Below are 14377 nucleotides of genomic sequence, written 5' to 3' on the forward strand. Positions count from 1 at the left end.
GCCCAGTATGACAAGGGATCTTCCAGATGACCTGAAGGTTATCTGGAAGTTTTCTGAGAACGTGAAGGTGTGAGAATTCTCCGCATACCGTCAGCATCCCTCGTCAATTCGACATGAATCACAGACGGTTCATCGATGGGGAGCGCCAGGGCCTCTGCCACATCATCCAGGCTCACGGCCGCGCAGTAAGACCACCCGTAGGCTCGGCATAGTGATTCGATATCAACGCTCTGCGCGCAGCCAAACCATCGCTCGTACATCGATTGAGGTGCCTGTCCATGTTCAAGCGAGGCGAAAATGGATCCGCCCTGATCGTCCAGGACAATGATCGACAGCGCTCCACCACCGCGAAGCGCCAGTGCCGACGCATCATGGAAAAAAGTCAGATCCCCCATTACCGCGCGCACGCGCGCACCGTTGGCACTGCAGCCCCACGCCGTGGCAATCGTGCCGTCAATCCCGGCCAGACCGCGGTTCGACACGACGCTCGCCTGGGCAGGCGTACGGATCGCCAGGTCGAAAGCACGCACAGTGTTCGATGCTCCCAGAACCAGTACGTCGGTTCCAGTGTCGCGCCAGATCAGGTCCGCCACAGTGAGCATAGAGAACTGCTCGGGATCGAGCGCATCATCGGCATACCCTGAACGCTCACGCAGACAGTCACACCACTCGCCCCCCTCGCCCAGAGGCACATCACACAGCGAGGGCACAACGCTGCTCGCCCTGCCTGCAACATCTGGCCATTCCGTATGCTCGCTGACCACTACGATGCGAATATCATCGCGCGCAAGAAGCCTGGAAACAGGGCGCGACAACGTCGGTCGCCCCGTCACGATGACCTGCTCGATCTGGCTGAGCACGTCACTGTCACTGAGAATGCTTTGCTGATGCGGAATCCACGCGGAGCTTCCTGTCAGCTCACTGGTCGGCTCAGCGAGCAGCGGGATCCCGGCGCGCTCAGCCCATGCGGCGCTGTCGCGATGCGCACCGTCGCCGGCAATCATCACAGTGCGCAGATTCGGATCCACCACCTGCCGCCACGCGACCGGCTCACGCTCACATAAGAAGAAGCGGGTCGCAGAAACGGCGGGGTCACCCTCGTCCATCAGGATTTTCTCAAGGTCACCGGCACTGGCAGGTGCAAGAGGATCACGAAGTGCGACATTGAGGTGGACCGGGCCGCGATCGGTGGCTGACCATCCGCGAGCGGCAGCGACGAGGCGTCCAACGCGGGCCGTCAAAGCCCGGTCAGCAGTGGTATCAGCGGGAATGTCACACGTCATCGACACGTGCGAGGCAAAGATCCCCGCCTGCGTCGTCGTTTGCGAAGCTCCCACGGATCGCATTTCGAAGGGACGGTCAGCGCTGACCACGATCAACGGCAGATGGGAATGGTGAGCTTCGGCGATGCCGGCGTGCATCTCGGCAACGGCTCCACCTGACGTCATGATCAGCGCAACGGGCCGAGGCTCATGTGCCGCAGGAGTGAAGTCAGGTGTGGCCAACTCGTCGGCGCGAGACAGGCCGCCTGCAAAGAAGGCGGCATCACGCTCATCGAGCACAATCCACGTTCGGATATCGAGGTGGCGCTCACACGCGTCAAGCGCATAGGCGAACGGGGCTGATCGCGACCCGGGACTGTAGACGAAGTCACGCACACCGTGAGCTGCGAGCGCACGAACGATTCCAAGAGCAAGGCGAAGTGACTGAGTCATTGGCGTTCCTCATTCAGCACGGCGCACATGGCGTCTAATCGGTCGATCCACCTGTTCCGGCATCCGGCCGGCAGGGGGCATGCGTCAATCAATTCCTCATCCACTCTCATGTCATGCACCTGAATTCGGCCTGACTCCACTTTGAGCGGTTCGCGCACGGTGTCAGCAGCGAACAGTTGCGCAGTTGCCAGTCCGCACGCCGTTTCGACAGGCAGGCAAGCCGCCAGTTGGAGGCCGCGCGCCAGCCCAATGGATGATTCGAGGGCGGAGGAGACCACTACTTTGATGCCAGCTCGTTCAGCAATCTCACGTGCTGCGCGCGCCCCTCCCAGCGGGGCAAGCTTGATGATCGCCACGTCGGCAGCGTGAGCACGAATAACGGCATAGGGATCTTCGGCACGTCGGATCGACTCGTCAGCGGCTATTGGCACGTCAACGCGGGCCCGCACGCGCGCCAGCTCTTCGACTGTGCGGCACGGTTGTTCCGCGTATTCCAGGCCACCGGCGCTGGCCGCTGCTTCGTGCAGCGCAGTAATCGCCGCGATAGCAGTGGGCACGTCCCACGCCATGTTGGCATCGATGCGCACATGCGGATCATCGCTGATGCGGGCAAGCTCGCGGGCAACAGCGGCAACGCGTTCACAGTCCTGGTCCACAGTCATCCCCGGGTCTGCCACCTTCACTTTGGCGGTCGTACATCCTCCGCTGGCTTGCACACGCTCGGCTGCCTGAGCTGGCGTTCCGACAGGGATCGTGACATTGACGGGGACGCTGGTGCGCCGGGCCGTGGGCGGCGTCTGCGTTGCAGCTTCGAGGGCGGCCATCAGCCACCGTGAGGATTCAGGCGGGCCATAATCCCAAAACGGCGCCGCTTCTGACCAGCCTTCAGGGCCGTGCAGCAGGAGGCCTTCTCGCTCCGTGACTCCACGAAAGCGCGTGATGAGCGGCGTGTGGTAGATCAGGACGGTGTCGATAGCGTCCAGCATGCGGCGCGTGGCCGGTGCCAGCTCAGCGATGCGGACCTGTTCGATCGCGCATGAAGCGCCCGATCTTTCGCGAAGCGGATCGCCTGAGATTTGAGAGTGGTCATTATGTAACATCGCAGCCCTCCACGTAGGGTGGGATCATGATTCTGATTGCCTTGCTCTTCGGATTGATGGTGCTGGCAGCGGCACTGTGGCTGCGTACCGATTCTCCGCGTTCACGATGGTGGCAGAACGCGAACGGACTGGTGGATGAGAAAATGGCGTTCGCCACGATCCCGGGCCTGGCTGGCGTGCTGCTCGGCATCAGTATCCTCGCATTGGGGTCGATGATTCCCAACCCCGCTGGCCGCTGGATTACAGGCGCGGCAGGTGCTCTGCTCCTCATAGCCAGTATTGTCGTCTCCATGATGGCCTTTGGACGAAAGCCGTTGCCGTCGTGGCTCACGCCTTCGTGGTATCACTCCGACCCAAAGCGGCGACCATAACAGCTTTAATCGTGTGCATGCGGTTCTCGGCCTGATCGAAGACGATGGAGCGCGGCCCCTCAAACACCTCGTCGGAAACTTCGATTCCATCCAGGCCAAACTCGTCAAAGATCTGCTGTCCGACGGTGGTCTTCAGATCGTGGAATGACGGCAGGCAGTGCATGAATTTCGCATCGGGACCGGCTTGTGCCATGAGCGCTTCGTCAACGCGGTAGCTGCGCAGCAGGTCGATGCGGTGCGACCACACATCCTTAGGCTCCCCCATCGACACCCAGATGTCCGTGTGGACAAAGTCGACGCCAGCGACTGCGTCGACATCCTCGGTAATGGTCAGACGCGCACCCGACTCGTCGGACCGTGCCTGAGCCGCCTCGATGACGTCCTGCGGTGGCCATAGTTCCTTCGGTGCAATGATGCGGGTGTCCATGCCGAGGATCGCGCCGTTCACCAACAGGGACCGCCCCATGTTGAAACGCGCGTCCCCGACGTAGGCGTAGGCAATGTCATGGTCGTCCACGCCCTCGCTGTGTTCTCTCATCGTGAGTGTGTCAGCCAGCATCTGCGTCGGGTGCCATTGGTCGGTCAGGCCGTTGAATACCGGAACGCCTGAGTACTGTGCCAGCGTGTCCACAACTGATTGGTCGTCACCGCGGTACTCGATCGCGTCGAACATACGTCCCAGCACACGAGCGGTGTCCTCGATGGATTCTTTGTGTCCCATCTGTGAGCCTTGCGGATCGAGGTAAACGGTGTGGGCTCCCTGGTCTGCCGCCCCGACCTCGAATGCGCAGCGCGTGCGTGTCGATGTTTTCGCAAAGACGAGGGCGACGTTGCGTCCACTCATGAGTTGTTGTTCAGTGCCATTCTTCTTGGCTGCTTTCAGCGCTGCTGACAGGCATAGCAGGTTGTCCCATTCTTCGCGCGTGAAGTCAAGTTCACGAAGCAGGGATTGTCCGGGGCGCAGCATGGATGACAGATCTGTACTCATGGCTTCCAGATTAGCCGCTAGTGTGGAGGTCATGAGTGCTCTTCCATTTGTGTCCGACACCTTCGATCCTGATCGCTGGCGTGTTGTCGAGGGGTTCGAGGACCTGACCGACATGACGTATCATCGCGGAATTTCGCGCGGATCTTGCGACGGAGCGGCAGCCGGACAAGATCTGCCCTGGGTTCGTATTGCCTTTGATCGCCCAGACATTCGCAATGCTTTTCGACCGCTGACTGTCGATGAGTTGTACCGCTGTCTGGATCATGCGCGGATGAGCAGTGATGTTGCCGCGATCATCCTGACTGGCAACGGGCCGTCTGCCCGTGACGGTGGCTACGCGTTTTGTTCGGGTGGTGATCAGCGTGTTCGAGGCAACGACGGGTACCGCTACGAGGTGGATGGTGCTGACGCGGACGCCGATGTGTCGAGCCGGCGTGAGCAGATCGATCCGGCTCGGGCGGGACGTCTGCATATTTTGGAGGTTCAGCGCCTGATCCGCACCTGTCCGAAAGTCGTGATCGCTGCAATTACCGGGTGGGCTGCCGGTGGCGGTCACTCATTGGGAGTCGTGTGTGATCTGGCGGTCGCTTCCCGCGAACATGCTCAGTTCATGCAAACGGATGCCAACGTGGGGTCCTTTGATGCGGGGTACGGTTCGGCGCTGCTGGCCCGTCAGGTCGGTGATCGGCGCGCACGCGAGATTTTCTTCCTGGCTCGCCGCTATGACGCGGCAGAGGCGGAAGCGTGGGGAGCCATCAATCGTGCGGTGCCGCATGAGGATGTGGAAAATGTGGCGCTGGAGTGGGCGCACACGGTTGCCGGCAAGTCTCCGCAGGCGATCCGCATGTTGAAGTTTGCGTTCAATCTGGCTGACGATGGTCTTGCCGGGCAGCAGGTGTTCGCCGGGGAGGCAACCCGGATGGCGTATATGACGGCGGAGGCTCAGGAGGGGCGTGACGCGTTCCTCGAGCACCGCTCCCCCGACTGGTCGATCTTCCCGTACTACTACTAAAGCCGGCCGGCTGACAGCTGGCCATTCATACTGCTGACGCGTGGCCCGTTGTCGGGTGACCGCACTGCGCCGGCCGACAACTGTCGGTGGCCTCGCGCATTACAGTGGCCACTGCTGACCTGTCCACGCAGCGTCGAAGAACATCCACTCATAGCGTGAGGCAACTTCGAAGGCTTTCGCCATACGTTCCCTCCCCGCATCATCGCTGGCCTGCGCATACTGGTCCGCGTAGTCCTTTGCGCGCCGTGTTGCTTCCTCGAATTCTGGCCCGGTGTAGGTTCTGATCCAGTCCCCGTAGGGGTGTGCGTCCAGCTCACCCTCGGAGTGGACACCCTCGCGGAGCCGGTGCCCGACGAAATCATAGAGCCAAAAGCATGGCAGTACTGCTGCGATGCCAACACCCTGCGTTTCGGCATGCGTGCTGGCCAGCAGAAATGACATGTAGGCGCGACATGTGGGGTTCATGATTGCCCCCTCGAGGACGTCCACATGTGAGGCGTGCAGCGAACGTTCATCCACCATTGTCTGATGCGCACACCCCGACCAGAATGTCACTTCGTCAGCGTCCCTGGCGCCGGCTGCCAGTGCGGACAAGGCGCGCGAATAGTCAATCAGGTACAACGCATCTTGGCGTAGGTACTCGTGGAATGTCTCCAGCTCAAGCGACCCGTCGGCAAGGGCGCAGACAAAGGGATGCCTGCTGATCGCGTTGCGCACCGGTTCGATGCGCTGCCATACCTGGTCGGTAAAACTCATGATTCCTCATTCCACAGGTCGACAAAGTGATGAACGGGACCGTGCCCCCTGCCCACATCGAGCGAGTCGGCAGCCAGGATCGCGCGCGTCAAGTAATCTTTCGCCTGAGCAATCGCATCAACCCAGGTGTCTGTGCGTGGGCGTCTGGCCGCTATGGCACTGGACAGCGTGCATCCGGTGCCGTGAGTGTTCTGTGTGTCAACACGCGTCCCCTTCAGGAATGAGACCCCGTCACCATCAATCAGCACGTCTGTGGACGTGTCGGTCAAGTGTCCGCCTTTGATGAGGACGCGGGTCATGCCGCGCGCGAGAAGTTCCTTGCCCTGGTCGGTTGCTTCGTCCAGCGTTGTCGCCACATCGCAATCCAGCAGCACGGCTGCTTCCTGCAGATTCGGGGTAATAATGTCAGCTTTCATGCACAGGTCGCGCACAGCGTCAACTGCGTCCTCGTCAACCAGTCGGTCACCCGAGGTCGCCACCATGACGGGGTCAAAAATCGTGTTCGCCAGGCGCGGCAGATATTCACCGATTGCGGCCGCAAGTTCCGTGCTTGCCACCATTCCCACTTTCGTGGCGTCCGGAGTGATGTCGTCCAGCAGCGTGTCCATCTGCTGGCGCACGAAGTCCACCGGGACGGGGAACACGCCTCGCACTCCTTGCGTCGATTGGGCGGTCAGCGCCGTAATGACACTCATTCCGTAAGCTCCTGAGGCGCTGAACGATTTGAGATCTGCCTGAATGCCTGCCCCACCGCTGGGGTCCGATCCGGCGATTGTTAGGGCTTTGACTGTTTTCATAAAATGTTCTCCTTCATCGCATGGATGATGCATGCGCTGTCATTCGGGGCTTGGATCATGAGCTGGCGGACGCACTGGATACATAGCCGGCACGTGCTGAGTCCCTTCCTCGGGGTCTGAATTGGGTGGTTAGTGACCCGCGCTGCGCAGGCCTTCTGCCCATTGATCTGCCAGTTCGCGTGCAGCTTCGCGCGCGTCGGGTGCTAGGCAAATTGCGGACACGACGGCCGCTCCGTCCAATCCTTCACGTGCCAGCGGTGCCATATCCGGTGCTTTGATGCCGCCGATTGCCACCGACGGCAGGTGTGTGCTGCGTGCGATCTGTCCTGTTCCATCGATGCCATGTTCCTCAGGAGCATCGGTTTTCGTGGATGTATCACGCACGACACCAATGCCGATGTAGTCGACGCGCCCCGGGTTCTCTTCGGCTTCCTTCAGTTCCTCAGGGGTGGAGGCCGACAGGCCGATGATGGCCTCGGGACCGATCAGCTTGCGGACAAGGGCAACCGGCAAGTCGGTTTGTCCAACGTGGACGCCTGCAACGGTCGCGCCCGCCTGGCGTGCCGCCAGGAATACGTCCACACGATCATTGATCAGGAGTGTGACCGAGTCAGCGACAGCGTCGGCCACTTCCATCACTTCGTTGAAGAAATCCAGTGACTCGGCATCTTTACACCGAAGCTGCACGCATGTCACTCCTCCGGCGACAGCTTCTGCCACCGTTTGCGCAACGGTGCGTCCCGCAGCGTGGCACATGTCTGCGTCCGTGACAAGATAGATGCTCAGGTCGAGGGATGAGACAGCCTTGTTCATCACTGGCCTGGCCTCACTGCGCGATGATGGTGACGCGTTCAAAGTCCTCATCGCGGAAGTTGTCCAGCGCGTCGAGGAACTCTATTTGGAACGTGCCGGTTCCGCGTGCACGCTCCGCCGCGATTTCCGAGGCCACCGCATACAGTGCGTGAACAGCAACCAAACCGTCAAGCTGGGTCCGAGCCACAGAGGCGAACGCGCCGGCCAGCGCGCCAAGTGAGCATCCCGCCCCAGTGATGCGGGTCAGCATATCTGAGCCACCCTCGACACGCACGATTGCGTCGGCTGAGACGATCGCATCGGACTTGCCGGACACAGCCACCAACGATCCATATTCGCTGTTGATGCGGCGGGCGGCATCGATGGCGGCGTCCACCGCATCAGCGGAGTCAACACCGCGGCCGCCTTCTCCCAGCCCTGCCAGAGCAATGATTTCCGACGGGTTGCCTCGCACAATTGACGGGCCGAGGGCGACCAGCTGATGCGCGAGCTGCGTGCGCACCGGCAGCGGCCCGATGGCAACCGGGTCAAGAACCCAGCACGTGCCCGCTTCGTTGGCGCTGGTGGCGGACTCCAGCGCGGCTTCGCACTGAGTCGGCGTCGGGGTTCCCAGGTTGATCAGCACAGCATTGGCAATTGCGGCAAAGGGACCGGATTCGCCGGGGATATCGACCATTGCCGGTGCTGCCCCAATGGCAAGCAGAGCGTTGGCCGTAAAGTTCGTGACTACCGAGTTGGTGATGGCTCCAACGAGCGGGTGGTGTGTTCTGACAGCGTGTAAAGCGTCGACGCATTGGGTATGGAAATTCTCCATCGGACATTCCTTCGTCAGCATTATCTGGACAGGTTCAACGGGTTTGATCTCAGCGTGAAGCACCCCGTGTCACTGATCACAATGCTATCAGGTTTATACGAAAAGGTCGAACTGCAATGATGAGCCTGCTGCTCAGTAGTGTGACACCACCACTGTGCCGACAGGGGCCCAGTTATAGATCCACTGCGCACCATCAACCGGCATATTGACACAACCGTGCGAGCCACCTTCACCTGACCAGCCAAAAGAGCTGCGTGAGGGCGCGCCGTGCAACGCGTAGTCACCGTGGAAGTATGACACCCACGGTGTGTATGTGCAGTAGTCGTAGCCGGGGCTGCAGCCCATCATCTGGTCCTGATGCTTGAGGTAGATGCGGAACGTTCCGGTAACGGTTTCCCACCCGGGCTTGCCGGGAACCATCGGGATCGGGCCCTGGACAACAGTTGCACCTTCGTAAGCGGTCACTGATGCGTTCGACAGGTCCACGTCGATCCACTTTTCACCAGGAGCTGCCTGATACACCTTGTCGCCAGCACCATCCGCAATCTCGCGGGTGGTGAATTCGGGTTCGGTCTGGTCGTAGTCAAAATCGCCTTCGTAGGCGGTGCCGTCTTTCAGGGCTGCGAGCAGCTCATCGGCCACCTCGCCAGCGTTGTTGACGGTCCATCCGCTCTTACCTGGATCCGCGACCGCGACAACGTCCCCACGCGAATTGACGTTCTTGACACCCTTCGTGGGCTCTTCGTTGGTGGACAGCGCGGTCGATTCAACCCACGCGCGAACCGGTTTCTCATTCCACGTGACATCAAGTGCGCCTGTGTTGGCGGCAGCGCCCTTGCCACCAGCTCCGCCCGCGGCGTTCAGATCCGGCAGCGCGATCCACGTCGAGCGTTCACGCGCATCGGGTGAGTAGGTGTGAATACCGTCAGTAATCGATACAGGAATTTCCAGCATCGTGTTCGCCTTGTCTGCAAGTTGCTGAGCAATTTGCGTGGTCACCGTCGGGCTGACGGCGATCATCGGCAAGTCAATGTCCTGGGTAGTCAGCGTGCGCGCAGCTTCATCGCATGCACTGGCAAGCTGCTCGAGGTCGACACTGCGCCCTTCCTGTGCTTCAATCACGCTGAATGTGCCACCGTCTTCGTTGAACTGGATGGAACCTTCGCGTACGGGCTGGTCAACAGAGGCGGAAACTTTCTGGGTCAATGCCTGCGCAGCCGCATCATCTCGCGAGGTCACCACCTGGACATCCCGCGAGGTAAACAGTGAGGAGATGCGTGACAGGATCGAACCGTTGGGAGCGAACACATCATCCAGCGTGGCGTCGGTGTCGATGGTGATTCCCGCTTCTTCCAGCGTCGCGCTGGTCAGCGTACCGTCAACCGTCACATTGATGCTGGCGTGTGAGGCTCGCTCCTGCAGACCTTGGGCAATTTCGTCGCGGTTTTGTCCGGACACGGACTGTCCGGCGACAGTGGTTCGCGGCAAGGCGCGGTCAGCGAAGTAGGCCGCGTACGCACCCACACCGATCACTGCAACGAGCAGTGCTCCTAGTAATGCGATCAGCGCCCATGAGGCTTTCGCTGAGAGCTTCCCAATAGTCATACCTCGATAGTAACGAGGCTATCGGTGCAATTCCATGTCGACTTGCCCACGATCTCATCTCCGCACACGTTAATTGACCGATTGGGCATTACGATGGTTCAGAAAAGCCGTTTGTAAAGGAGGACAAGTGCAGACCCCTCGTGTCTTAGTCGTTCCGGGAGGCACTTCCGTTGGAGCAGCGGCTTTGGCTTACGCCTCGCTCAGCAAACTGGCTGAACAGGCACGCACAGCATCAGACGGCGCCATGGACGAGGCACCCTCGTCGCACAAGCGAACAGTCGTGGTCATGCGTCCTCCCAGCGAGATCCCCCATACGTCCTTGCGCCATCTTCAAACCGATGTGTCACACGCTTTTCCTGAACTACCCGAAGACGTCCGCAATGACCCGGCTCTTCTGGACGGCGTCGACGTAGTGATTCCGACGTCGGGGTCATCAACGGGAACGCCTCACCTCGTTGGCCTGTCCACCGAGGCATTAATCGCATCCGTGCACTCCACTCACGCGGCGCTGGAGGGGCCGGGGCGTTGGATTCTTGCGCTTCCTGCCCATCACATCGCCGGTGCTCAGGTCCTCATGCGCAGTGCAGTCGCCGGTTTCAGCCCGATGGTGGTGGACACGGATTCAGGTTTCCGCCCCGCTGACCTGCTCTCTTCCATCGCGGGTGCCACTCAGGATTCACAGGTGCCAGGGTATCTCTCGCTGGTACCCGTGCAGCTGCGAGCGTGTTTGGATGCCGGTGAGGAAGTTATTCGCGCACTGGCCTCGCTTGCCGGTGTCCTCGTCGGCGGTTCTTCCATAACCAAGGAACTCCTGCAGGCTGCGCGCAACCACGGCATCCGGGTGGTCACGACCTATGGCATGACTGAAACGGGTGGCGGCTGCGTGTACAACTCGCGTCCCTTGCCGGGGGTAACGGTCCGCGCTGTCGACGTTGACGGGCAATCACGCCTGGCAATTGCCGGGCCCATGCTCATGACAAAGTACCTGGACGGCCCCTCCCCCTTCATTGACGAGGGTGGCGCACGGTGGCTGCTGACAGGTGATATCGGTCGAATTGCCTCCAATGGCGACGTTCAGGTGCTGGGGCGCAGCGATGATGTCATCGTGACGGGCGGCCTGTCAGTGGCACCTGGTCCGGTTCGTGATGCCGTGTTGTCAGCTCCGGGTGTGCGTGACAGTTGGATCCTCGATCTTGAAGACGAACGCTGGGGGCACGTGGTCACCGCCGCGGTGGTGCGCGATAGCTCGCACAGTGCGGATCTGGATTCATGGGCGCGCTCCATTCGCGATCACGTGGGAGCGCGTCTGGGCCGAGCGCAGGCTCCACGCGTTGTCGTACCGCTTCACACACTGCCCATGCTGGAATCCGGGAAAGTTGACCGGAGCCGTGTGCGGGCACTGGTGATGGAACAGATCGAACACGGGGAGCACTGGCGACGCTAAATGGCAACTGTTCAAGACTGGATTGAGGGCGCCCGCCTTCGCACACTTCCGGCCGCTCTTGCGCCCGTGATTGTGGGAACTGCGGCTGCAGCTGAGCTGGATCAGTTGCACTGGGGGCGCGCATTGCTCGCACTGTGTGTGGCGCTGGCTTTGCAAATCGGTGTGAACTTTTCGAATGACTATTCTGACGGCGTGCGTGGAACGGATGACTTTCGCACCGGCCCGCCACGTTTGACGAGCGGCGGCTCGGTCTCTCCGCGCGTCGTCCTGGCAGTGGCGCTGGCTTGTTTCGCTGTGGCAGGCGTGGCCGGTCTGGTTCTGATCGCATTGTCTGGCCAGTGGTGGTTGCTGGTGGTGGGCGTCGCGGCAGTTGCCGCCGCATGGTTTTACACTGGTGGACGCAATCCGTACGGGTATATGGGTGTGGGGCTGTCCGAGCTGATGGTGTTCATTTTCTTCGGGTTGGTCGCAACTGTGGGCACCACATGGACGCAGACTCTGGGTGCTCCCTGGTGGGTGTGGTGTGCCGGAGCAGGCATGGGGTTCGAATCGATCGCCTTGCTCATGGTGAATAACTTGCGTGACATTCCCACGGACAGGGCCTCTGGGAAGATGACGCTGGCTGTACGTTTGGGTGATCCCGCTTCGCGAGCGGCGTATTGCGCGCTCCTCGTGGCCGCAGTTGTGGTGCTGGCGATCAGTGTGCATTCCCCGTGGTGGGCGGTGTGTGTGGCCGCTGTTCTGATGGCCGGCACCGTCATTCCCGGTATTCGAATCGTTCTTAGCGGTGCGGTTGGCCGCGATCTGATACGCGCCTTGAAGTACACGGGGATCGCGACGCTGGCGTGCGCCGTCATCGTTTCAGTGGCCATCGTCATCTAAGTCGTGTCGAGGCATGGTCGTTCCTGACCTAAAATGGTGGGATGGTTCGTATTCTTGCCGTTGTCCTGTGGATTGCCGTCACTATTTACGCAATCGCTGACTGGGCACGCACTCCTGATGATGAAGTGCCTGGTCGTATCGGCCGTATGTGGTGGCTGACGATCATCGTCATCACGATGCCGTTTATTTCCATCGGGTCAATCGTGTGGATCCTGCTGCGAACCATCACGCGCGCCGAATCCGGGGAAACCACGGGGTTGTCGGACTTGACATCAGAATCGAATCCGCTGCGTTCTGGATGGTCCCGGCGACCTGACCGTTCGCAGTCCTCGCAGCGTCGCGAACCACTGGCACCCGACGATGATCCGGATTTCCTGTTCCGCCTGGAACGTGACATTCAGCGCCGCCGACGCGAGCAGGCTCGCAATGAGGAAGCGCACGGAGACCACGCGAAGCCCGTTGACAGCGACTCGAGTTCTCCCGACGAGCCTGGATATCGCGTGCCGCCAGCCGGTTCCACATCAGTTTCTGATTCCGACCAGTCAGATCCGGCTGATTCATTTTCCGAAGAAGCAGACGCGACAGGGCCCGATTCCGACACCGATGCGGATCCAACAAGCCCTGATTCCTCAACCAATGCAGACGCGCCAGGGCCTGATTCCACTAGCAATGCGGGCCCAGCAGGTCGCGATTCCTTCACCGACGAAGATACGTCCGAGACTGGCGACCCGTTGGATGAGGACCCCGAGCTCTAACACTCACTGTCACTCATCACAGACATCTCCGAGCGCTCTCGTCTGCTCCGTCTCGCACCATCTGCTCCGTCTCGCCCCTCTGTCCGTTCTCTCCCCATCTGTCGATCTCGAGCTCGCTCGCGAGTTCCACACCGATGTGTCTTCACCGTTTGCGCAGTTCAGGCGGGTGCTAGTGAAAATCCCGCCTCGCAGACTGCCTTCAGATCGACAGTTGGGTGCAGAAAGAGACAGGCAGGTTCGGGAGGGGACAGTTGGAGGCAGAGGTACGCGCTAGACCGTTTATTGCGGTGCTGCCGCCCGCGCCTGACCGACTAGACATAGCCACGCACCGCCCGCACTCGAACAGGCCTACATCAAAGGGCCGGTACCGATAGGCTGTCCCAACCAGCCGGATACGCAGATGTCAGTTACTACCGTTTGAGCTGAGCTTCCGACGCACCTGGAGTCATGTCGGCCGCATGAGCCAACATGTCCTTGCATGGTTCGGAATAGTCGAGACCCACCAGCGTCGAGCCGCTGAAATGGAAGCTCGTCACCGATGCCAGGGAACACACACGAGACAGTGGCGAGTGTGCCAACATGCGACCCTGCACGAAACGAGTCAGCGCTGTGATCGGCATTTGGTGAGAAACCACCAACGCTTCATGCCCACGGGCCTTGTCCAGGGCTGAGGAAACTGCCGCACTCATTCGCGACGCAGCATCAGCATAGGATTCTCCCCACGAGGGACGTAACGGATTGAGATAGAGGTGCCAGTAACGCGGATGCAGTAAGAGTGCGCGGTTGGCGTTAATGGGCAGACCCTCGAAAGCTGAATCTGCTTCGATCAGGCGCACGTCCGCCTGGACAGGTACGTCAAAGGCCCGCGCGGTCGGAGCAGCGCTCTGCTGAGCACGTTTGAGTGGCGATGCAATAATGGCCGTGACATCGGCGCCCTCGTCAATGAGGTACTGAGCGACCCGTTCCGCCATCGCGTGCCCGAGCTCAGTCAGGCCGAATCCAGGGAGCCTTCCGTACAGAACACCGTCGGGATTATCGACTTCCCCGTGGCGCATCACGTGGATCGTTGTCAGTTCCATGGTTGTCACCCTTCGATGGGTTTGTGCCGCTGGTCGGCTACTCAGGTTGATCAGATATAAAACGAGACCCGACCACGATGGCCGGGCCCCGGTCGCGTCACTTCTTGTTACGACGCTGGTGCCGTGTCTTGCGCAGCAACTTGCGGTGCTTCTTCTTTGCCATGCGCTTACGGCGCTTCTTGATAACGGAACCCATAGGGCCCTCCCTCGTCATTCACAAATTGAATGCAGTCATGATGGTGCATG

15 protein-coding genes and 1 riboswitch are annotated in these 14377 nt (G+C 60.5%); of the genes, 5 read left to right on the plus strand and 10 right to left on the minus strand.

The features are described 5' to 3' along the window. Positions 1-38: 38 nt before the first annotated feature. Together menD and BLT69_RS08260 are read right to left on the minus strand one after the other, a co-directional pair. Positions 39-1715, minus strand: a complete 1677-nt coding sequence (gene menD / locus BLT69_RS08255) for a 2-succinyl-5-enolpyruvyl-6-hydroxy-3-cyclohexene-1-carboxylic-acid synthase (protein WP_092648799.1) — start codon at positions 1713-1715, stop codon at positions 39-41. Continuing rightward, the gene (locus BLT69_RS08260) at positions 1712-2815 is read right to left on the minus strand and encodes an o-succinylbenzoate synthase (RefSeq protein WP_092648800.1); all 1104 of its coding nucleotides are present in this window, start codon (positions 2813-2815) and stop codon (positions 1712-1714) included. The genes menD and BLT69_RS08260 overlap by 4 nt, the downstream gene beginning before the upstream one ends. Before the next feature lie 26 nt (positions 2816-2841). On the opposite strand from BLT69_RS08260, the gene BLT69_RS08265 reads away from it, so the two are divergent. Beyond that, positions 2842-3186 (plus strand): hypothetical protein, encoded by a 345-nt coding sequence (locus BLT69_RS08265; protein ID WP_058237203.1) that lies wholly within the window; start codon positions 2842-2844, stop codon positions 3184-3186. Here the strand turns inward: BLT69_RS08265 and argF are convergent. After that, complete coding sequence (argF, locus tag BLT69_RS08270; protein ID WP_092649141.1) at positions 3143-4174, minus strand: ornithine carbamoyltransferase; 1032 nt, start codon at positions 4172-4174, stop codon at positions 3143-3145. The genes BLT69_RS08265 and argF overlap by 44 nt on opposite strands. 31 nt (positions 4175-4205) lie before the next feature. On the opposite strand from argF, the gene BLT69_RS08275 reads away from it, so the two are divergent. Then, positions 4206-5186 (plus strand): 1,4-dihydroxy-2-naphthoyl-CoA synthase, encoded by a 981-nt coding sequence (locus BLT69_RS08275; RefSeq protein WP_092648801.1) that lies wholly within the window; start codon positions 4206-4208, stop codon positions 5184-5186. Positions 5187-5285: 99 nt separating this feature from the next. On the opposite strand, the gene BLT69_RS08280 is transcribed toward BLT69_RS08275, so the two are convergent. The 5 genes from BLT69_RS08280 to BLT69_RS08300 all read right to left on the minus strand — a co-directional run bounded on the left by BLT69_RS08280 (position 5286) and on the right by BLT69_RS08300 (position 9971). After that, entirely contained in the window at positions 5286-5942 is a 657-nt protein-coding gene (locus BLT69_RS08280; protein ID WP_092648802.1) for a TenA family protein, read from the minus strand. Further along, a complete protein-coding gene (gene thiD, locus BLT69_RS08285; protein ID WP_092648803.1) occupies positions 5939-6739 on the minus strand; it encodes a bifunctional hydroxymethylpyrimidine kinase/phosphomethylpyrimidine kinase in 801 nt (266 codons plus the stop codon). The genes BLT69_RS08280 and thiD overlap by 4 nt, the downstream gene beginning before the upstream one ends. A 129-nt stretch (positions 6740-6868) precedes the next feature. Next, positions 6869-7603: a thiamine phosphate synthase gene (gene thiE / locus BLT69_RS08290; RefSeq protein WP_257590303.1), complete on the minus strand. Its 735-nt coding sequence runs from the start codon at positions 7601-7603 to the stop codon at positions 6869-6871. Further along, positions 7566-8366, minus strand: coding sequence for a hydroxyethylthiazole kinase (gene thiM / locus BLT69_RS08295; RefSeq protein WP_092648804.1), 801 nt, complete (start codon positions 8364-8366; stop codon positions 7566-7568). The genes thiE and thiM overlap by 38 nt, the downstream gene beginning before the upstream one ends. Next, a riboswitch (TPP riboswitch) is annotated at positions 8356-8443 on the minus strand. Its footprint overlaps the gene before it by 11 nt. A gap of 55 nt (positions 8444-8498) precedes the next feature. Beyond that, the gene (locus BLT69_RS08300) at positions 8499-9971 is read right to left on the minus strand and encodes a L,D-transpeptidase family protein (protein WP_092648805.1); all 1473 of its coding nucleotides are present in this window, start codon (positions 9969-9971) and stop codon (positions 8499-8501) included. Between the two features lie 127 nt (positions 9972-10098). Between BLT69_RS08300 and BLT69_RS08305 the strand changes: the two genes are divergently transcribed. Genes BLT69_RS08305 through BLT69_RS11100 form a run of 3 tightly spaced genes read left to right on the plus strand, consistent with a single transcriptional unit; the run spans position 10099 to position 13052 of the window. Further along, on the plus strand, positions 10099-11415 hold the full coding sequence (locus BLT69_RS08305) for an AMP-binding protein (RefSeq protein ID WP_092648806.1): 1317 nt from the start codon (positions 10099-10101) through the stop codon (positions 11413-11415). Then, positions 11416-12297 carry a 1,4-dihydroxy-2-naphthoate polyprenyltransferase gene (locus BLT69_RS08310; protein ID WP_070725346.1) on the plus strand — a complete coding sequence of 294 codons (882 nt, stop codon included), beginning with the start codon at positions 11416-11418 and terminating at the stop codon, positions 12295-12297. Positions 12298-12338: 41 nt separating this feature from the next. Next, entirely contained in the window at positions 12339-13052 is a 714-nt protein-coding gene (locus BLT69_RS11100; protein ID WP_257590304.1) for an MSCRAMM family adhesin SdrC, read from the plus strand. Positions 13053-13462: 410 nt separating this feature from the next. Here BLT69_RS11100 and BLT69_RS08320 read toward each other — a convergent pair whose 3' ends face one another. Beyond that, on the minus strand, positions 13463-14131 hold the full coding sequence (locus BLT69_RS08320; RefSeq protein ID WP_058237213.1) for a histidine phosphatase family protein: 669 nt from the start codon (positions 14129-14131) through the stop codon (positions 13463-13465). A 97-nt stretch (positions 14132-14228) separates the two neighbouring features. Beyond that, on the minus strand, positions 14229-14327 hold the full coding sequence (locus tag BLT69_RS08325; protein WP_003792170.1) for a 30S ribosomal protein bS22: 99 nt from the start codon (positions 14325-14327) through the stop codon (positions 14229-14231). Between the last annotated feature and the right edge of the window lie 50 nt (positions 14328-14377).

Source organism: Schaalia radingae (genome assembly GCF_900106055.1).
In the GTDB taxonomy this organism is placed as follows: Bacteria; Actinomycetota; Actinomycetes; order Actinomycetales; family Actinomycetaceae; genus Pauljensenia; species Pauljensenia radingae_A.

Bases quoted from the DNA above. Each gene is read 5' to 3' on its own strand.
- BLT69_RS08275 (WP_092648801.1), top strand. From the start codon at position 4,206: ATGAGTGCTCTTCCATTTGTGTCCGACACCTTCGATCCTGATCGCTGG.
- thiD (WP_092648803.1), bottom strand. From the start codon at position 6,739: ATGAAAACAGTCAAAGCCCTAACAATCGCCGGATCGGACCCCAGCGGT.
- thiM (WP_092648804.1), bottom strand. From the start codon at position 8,366: ATGGAGAATTTCCATACCCAATGCGTCGACGCTTTACACGCTGTCAGA.
- BLT69_RS08310 (WP_070725346.1), top strand. From the start codon at position 11,416: ATGGCAACTGTTCAAGACTGGATTGAGGGCGCCCGCCTTCGCACACTT.
- BLT69_RS08300 (WP_092648805.1), bottom strand. From the start codon at position 9,971: ATGACTATTGGGAAGCTCTCAGCGAAAGCCTCATGGGCGCTGATCGCA.
- BLT69_RS08260 (WP_092648800.1), bottom strand. From the start codon at position 2,815: ATGTTACATAATGACCACTCTCAAATCTCAGGCGATCCGCTTCGCGAA.
- BLT69_RS08320 (WP_058237213.1), bottom strand. From the start codon at position 14,131: ATGGAACTGACAACGATCCACGTGATGCGCCACGGGGAAGTCGATAAT.
- argF (WP_092649141.1), bottom strand. From the start codon at position 4,174: ATGAGTACAGATCTGTCATCCATGCTGCGCCCCGGACAATCCCTGCTT.
- thiE (WP_257590303.1), bottom strand. From the start codon at position 7,603: ATGAGGACTTTGAACGCGTCACCATCATCGCGCAGTGAGGCCAGGCCA.
- BLT69_RS08280 (WP_092648802.1), bottom strand. From the start codon at position 5,942: ATGAGTTTTACCGACCAGGTATGGCAGCGCATCGAACCGGTGCGCAAC.
- BLT69_RS08325 (WP_003792170.1), bottom strand. From the start codon at position 14,327: ATGGGTTCCGTTATCAAGAAGCGCCGTAAGCGCATGGCAAAGAAGAAG.
- menD (WP_092648799.1), bottom strand. From the start codon at position 1,715: ATGACTCAGTCACTTCGCCTTGCTCTTGGAATCGTTCGTGCGCTCGCA.
- BLT69_RS11100 (WP_257590304.1), top strand. From the start codon at position 12,339: ATGGTTCGTATTCTTGCCGTTGTCCTGTGGATTGCCGTCACTATTTAC.
- BLT69_RS08265 (WP_058237203.1), top strand. From the start codon at position 2,842: ATGATTCTGATTGCCTTGCTCTTCGGATTGATGGTGCTGGCAGCGGCA.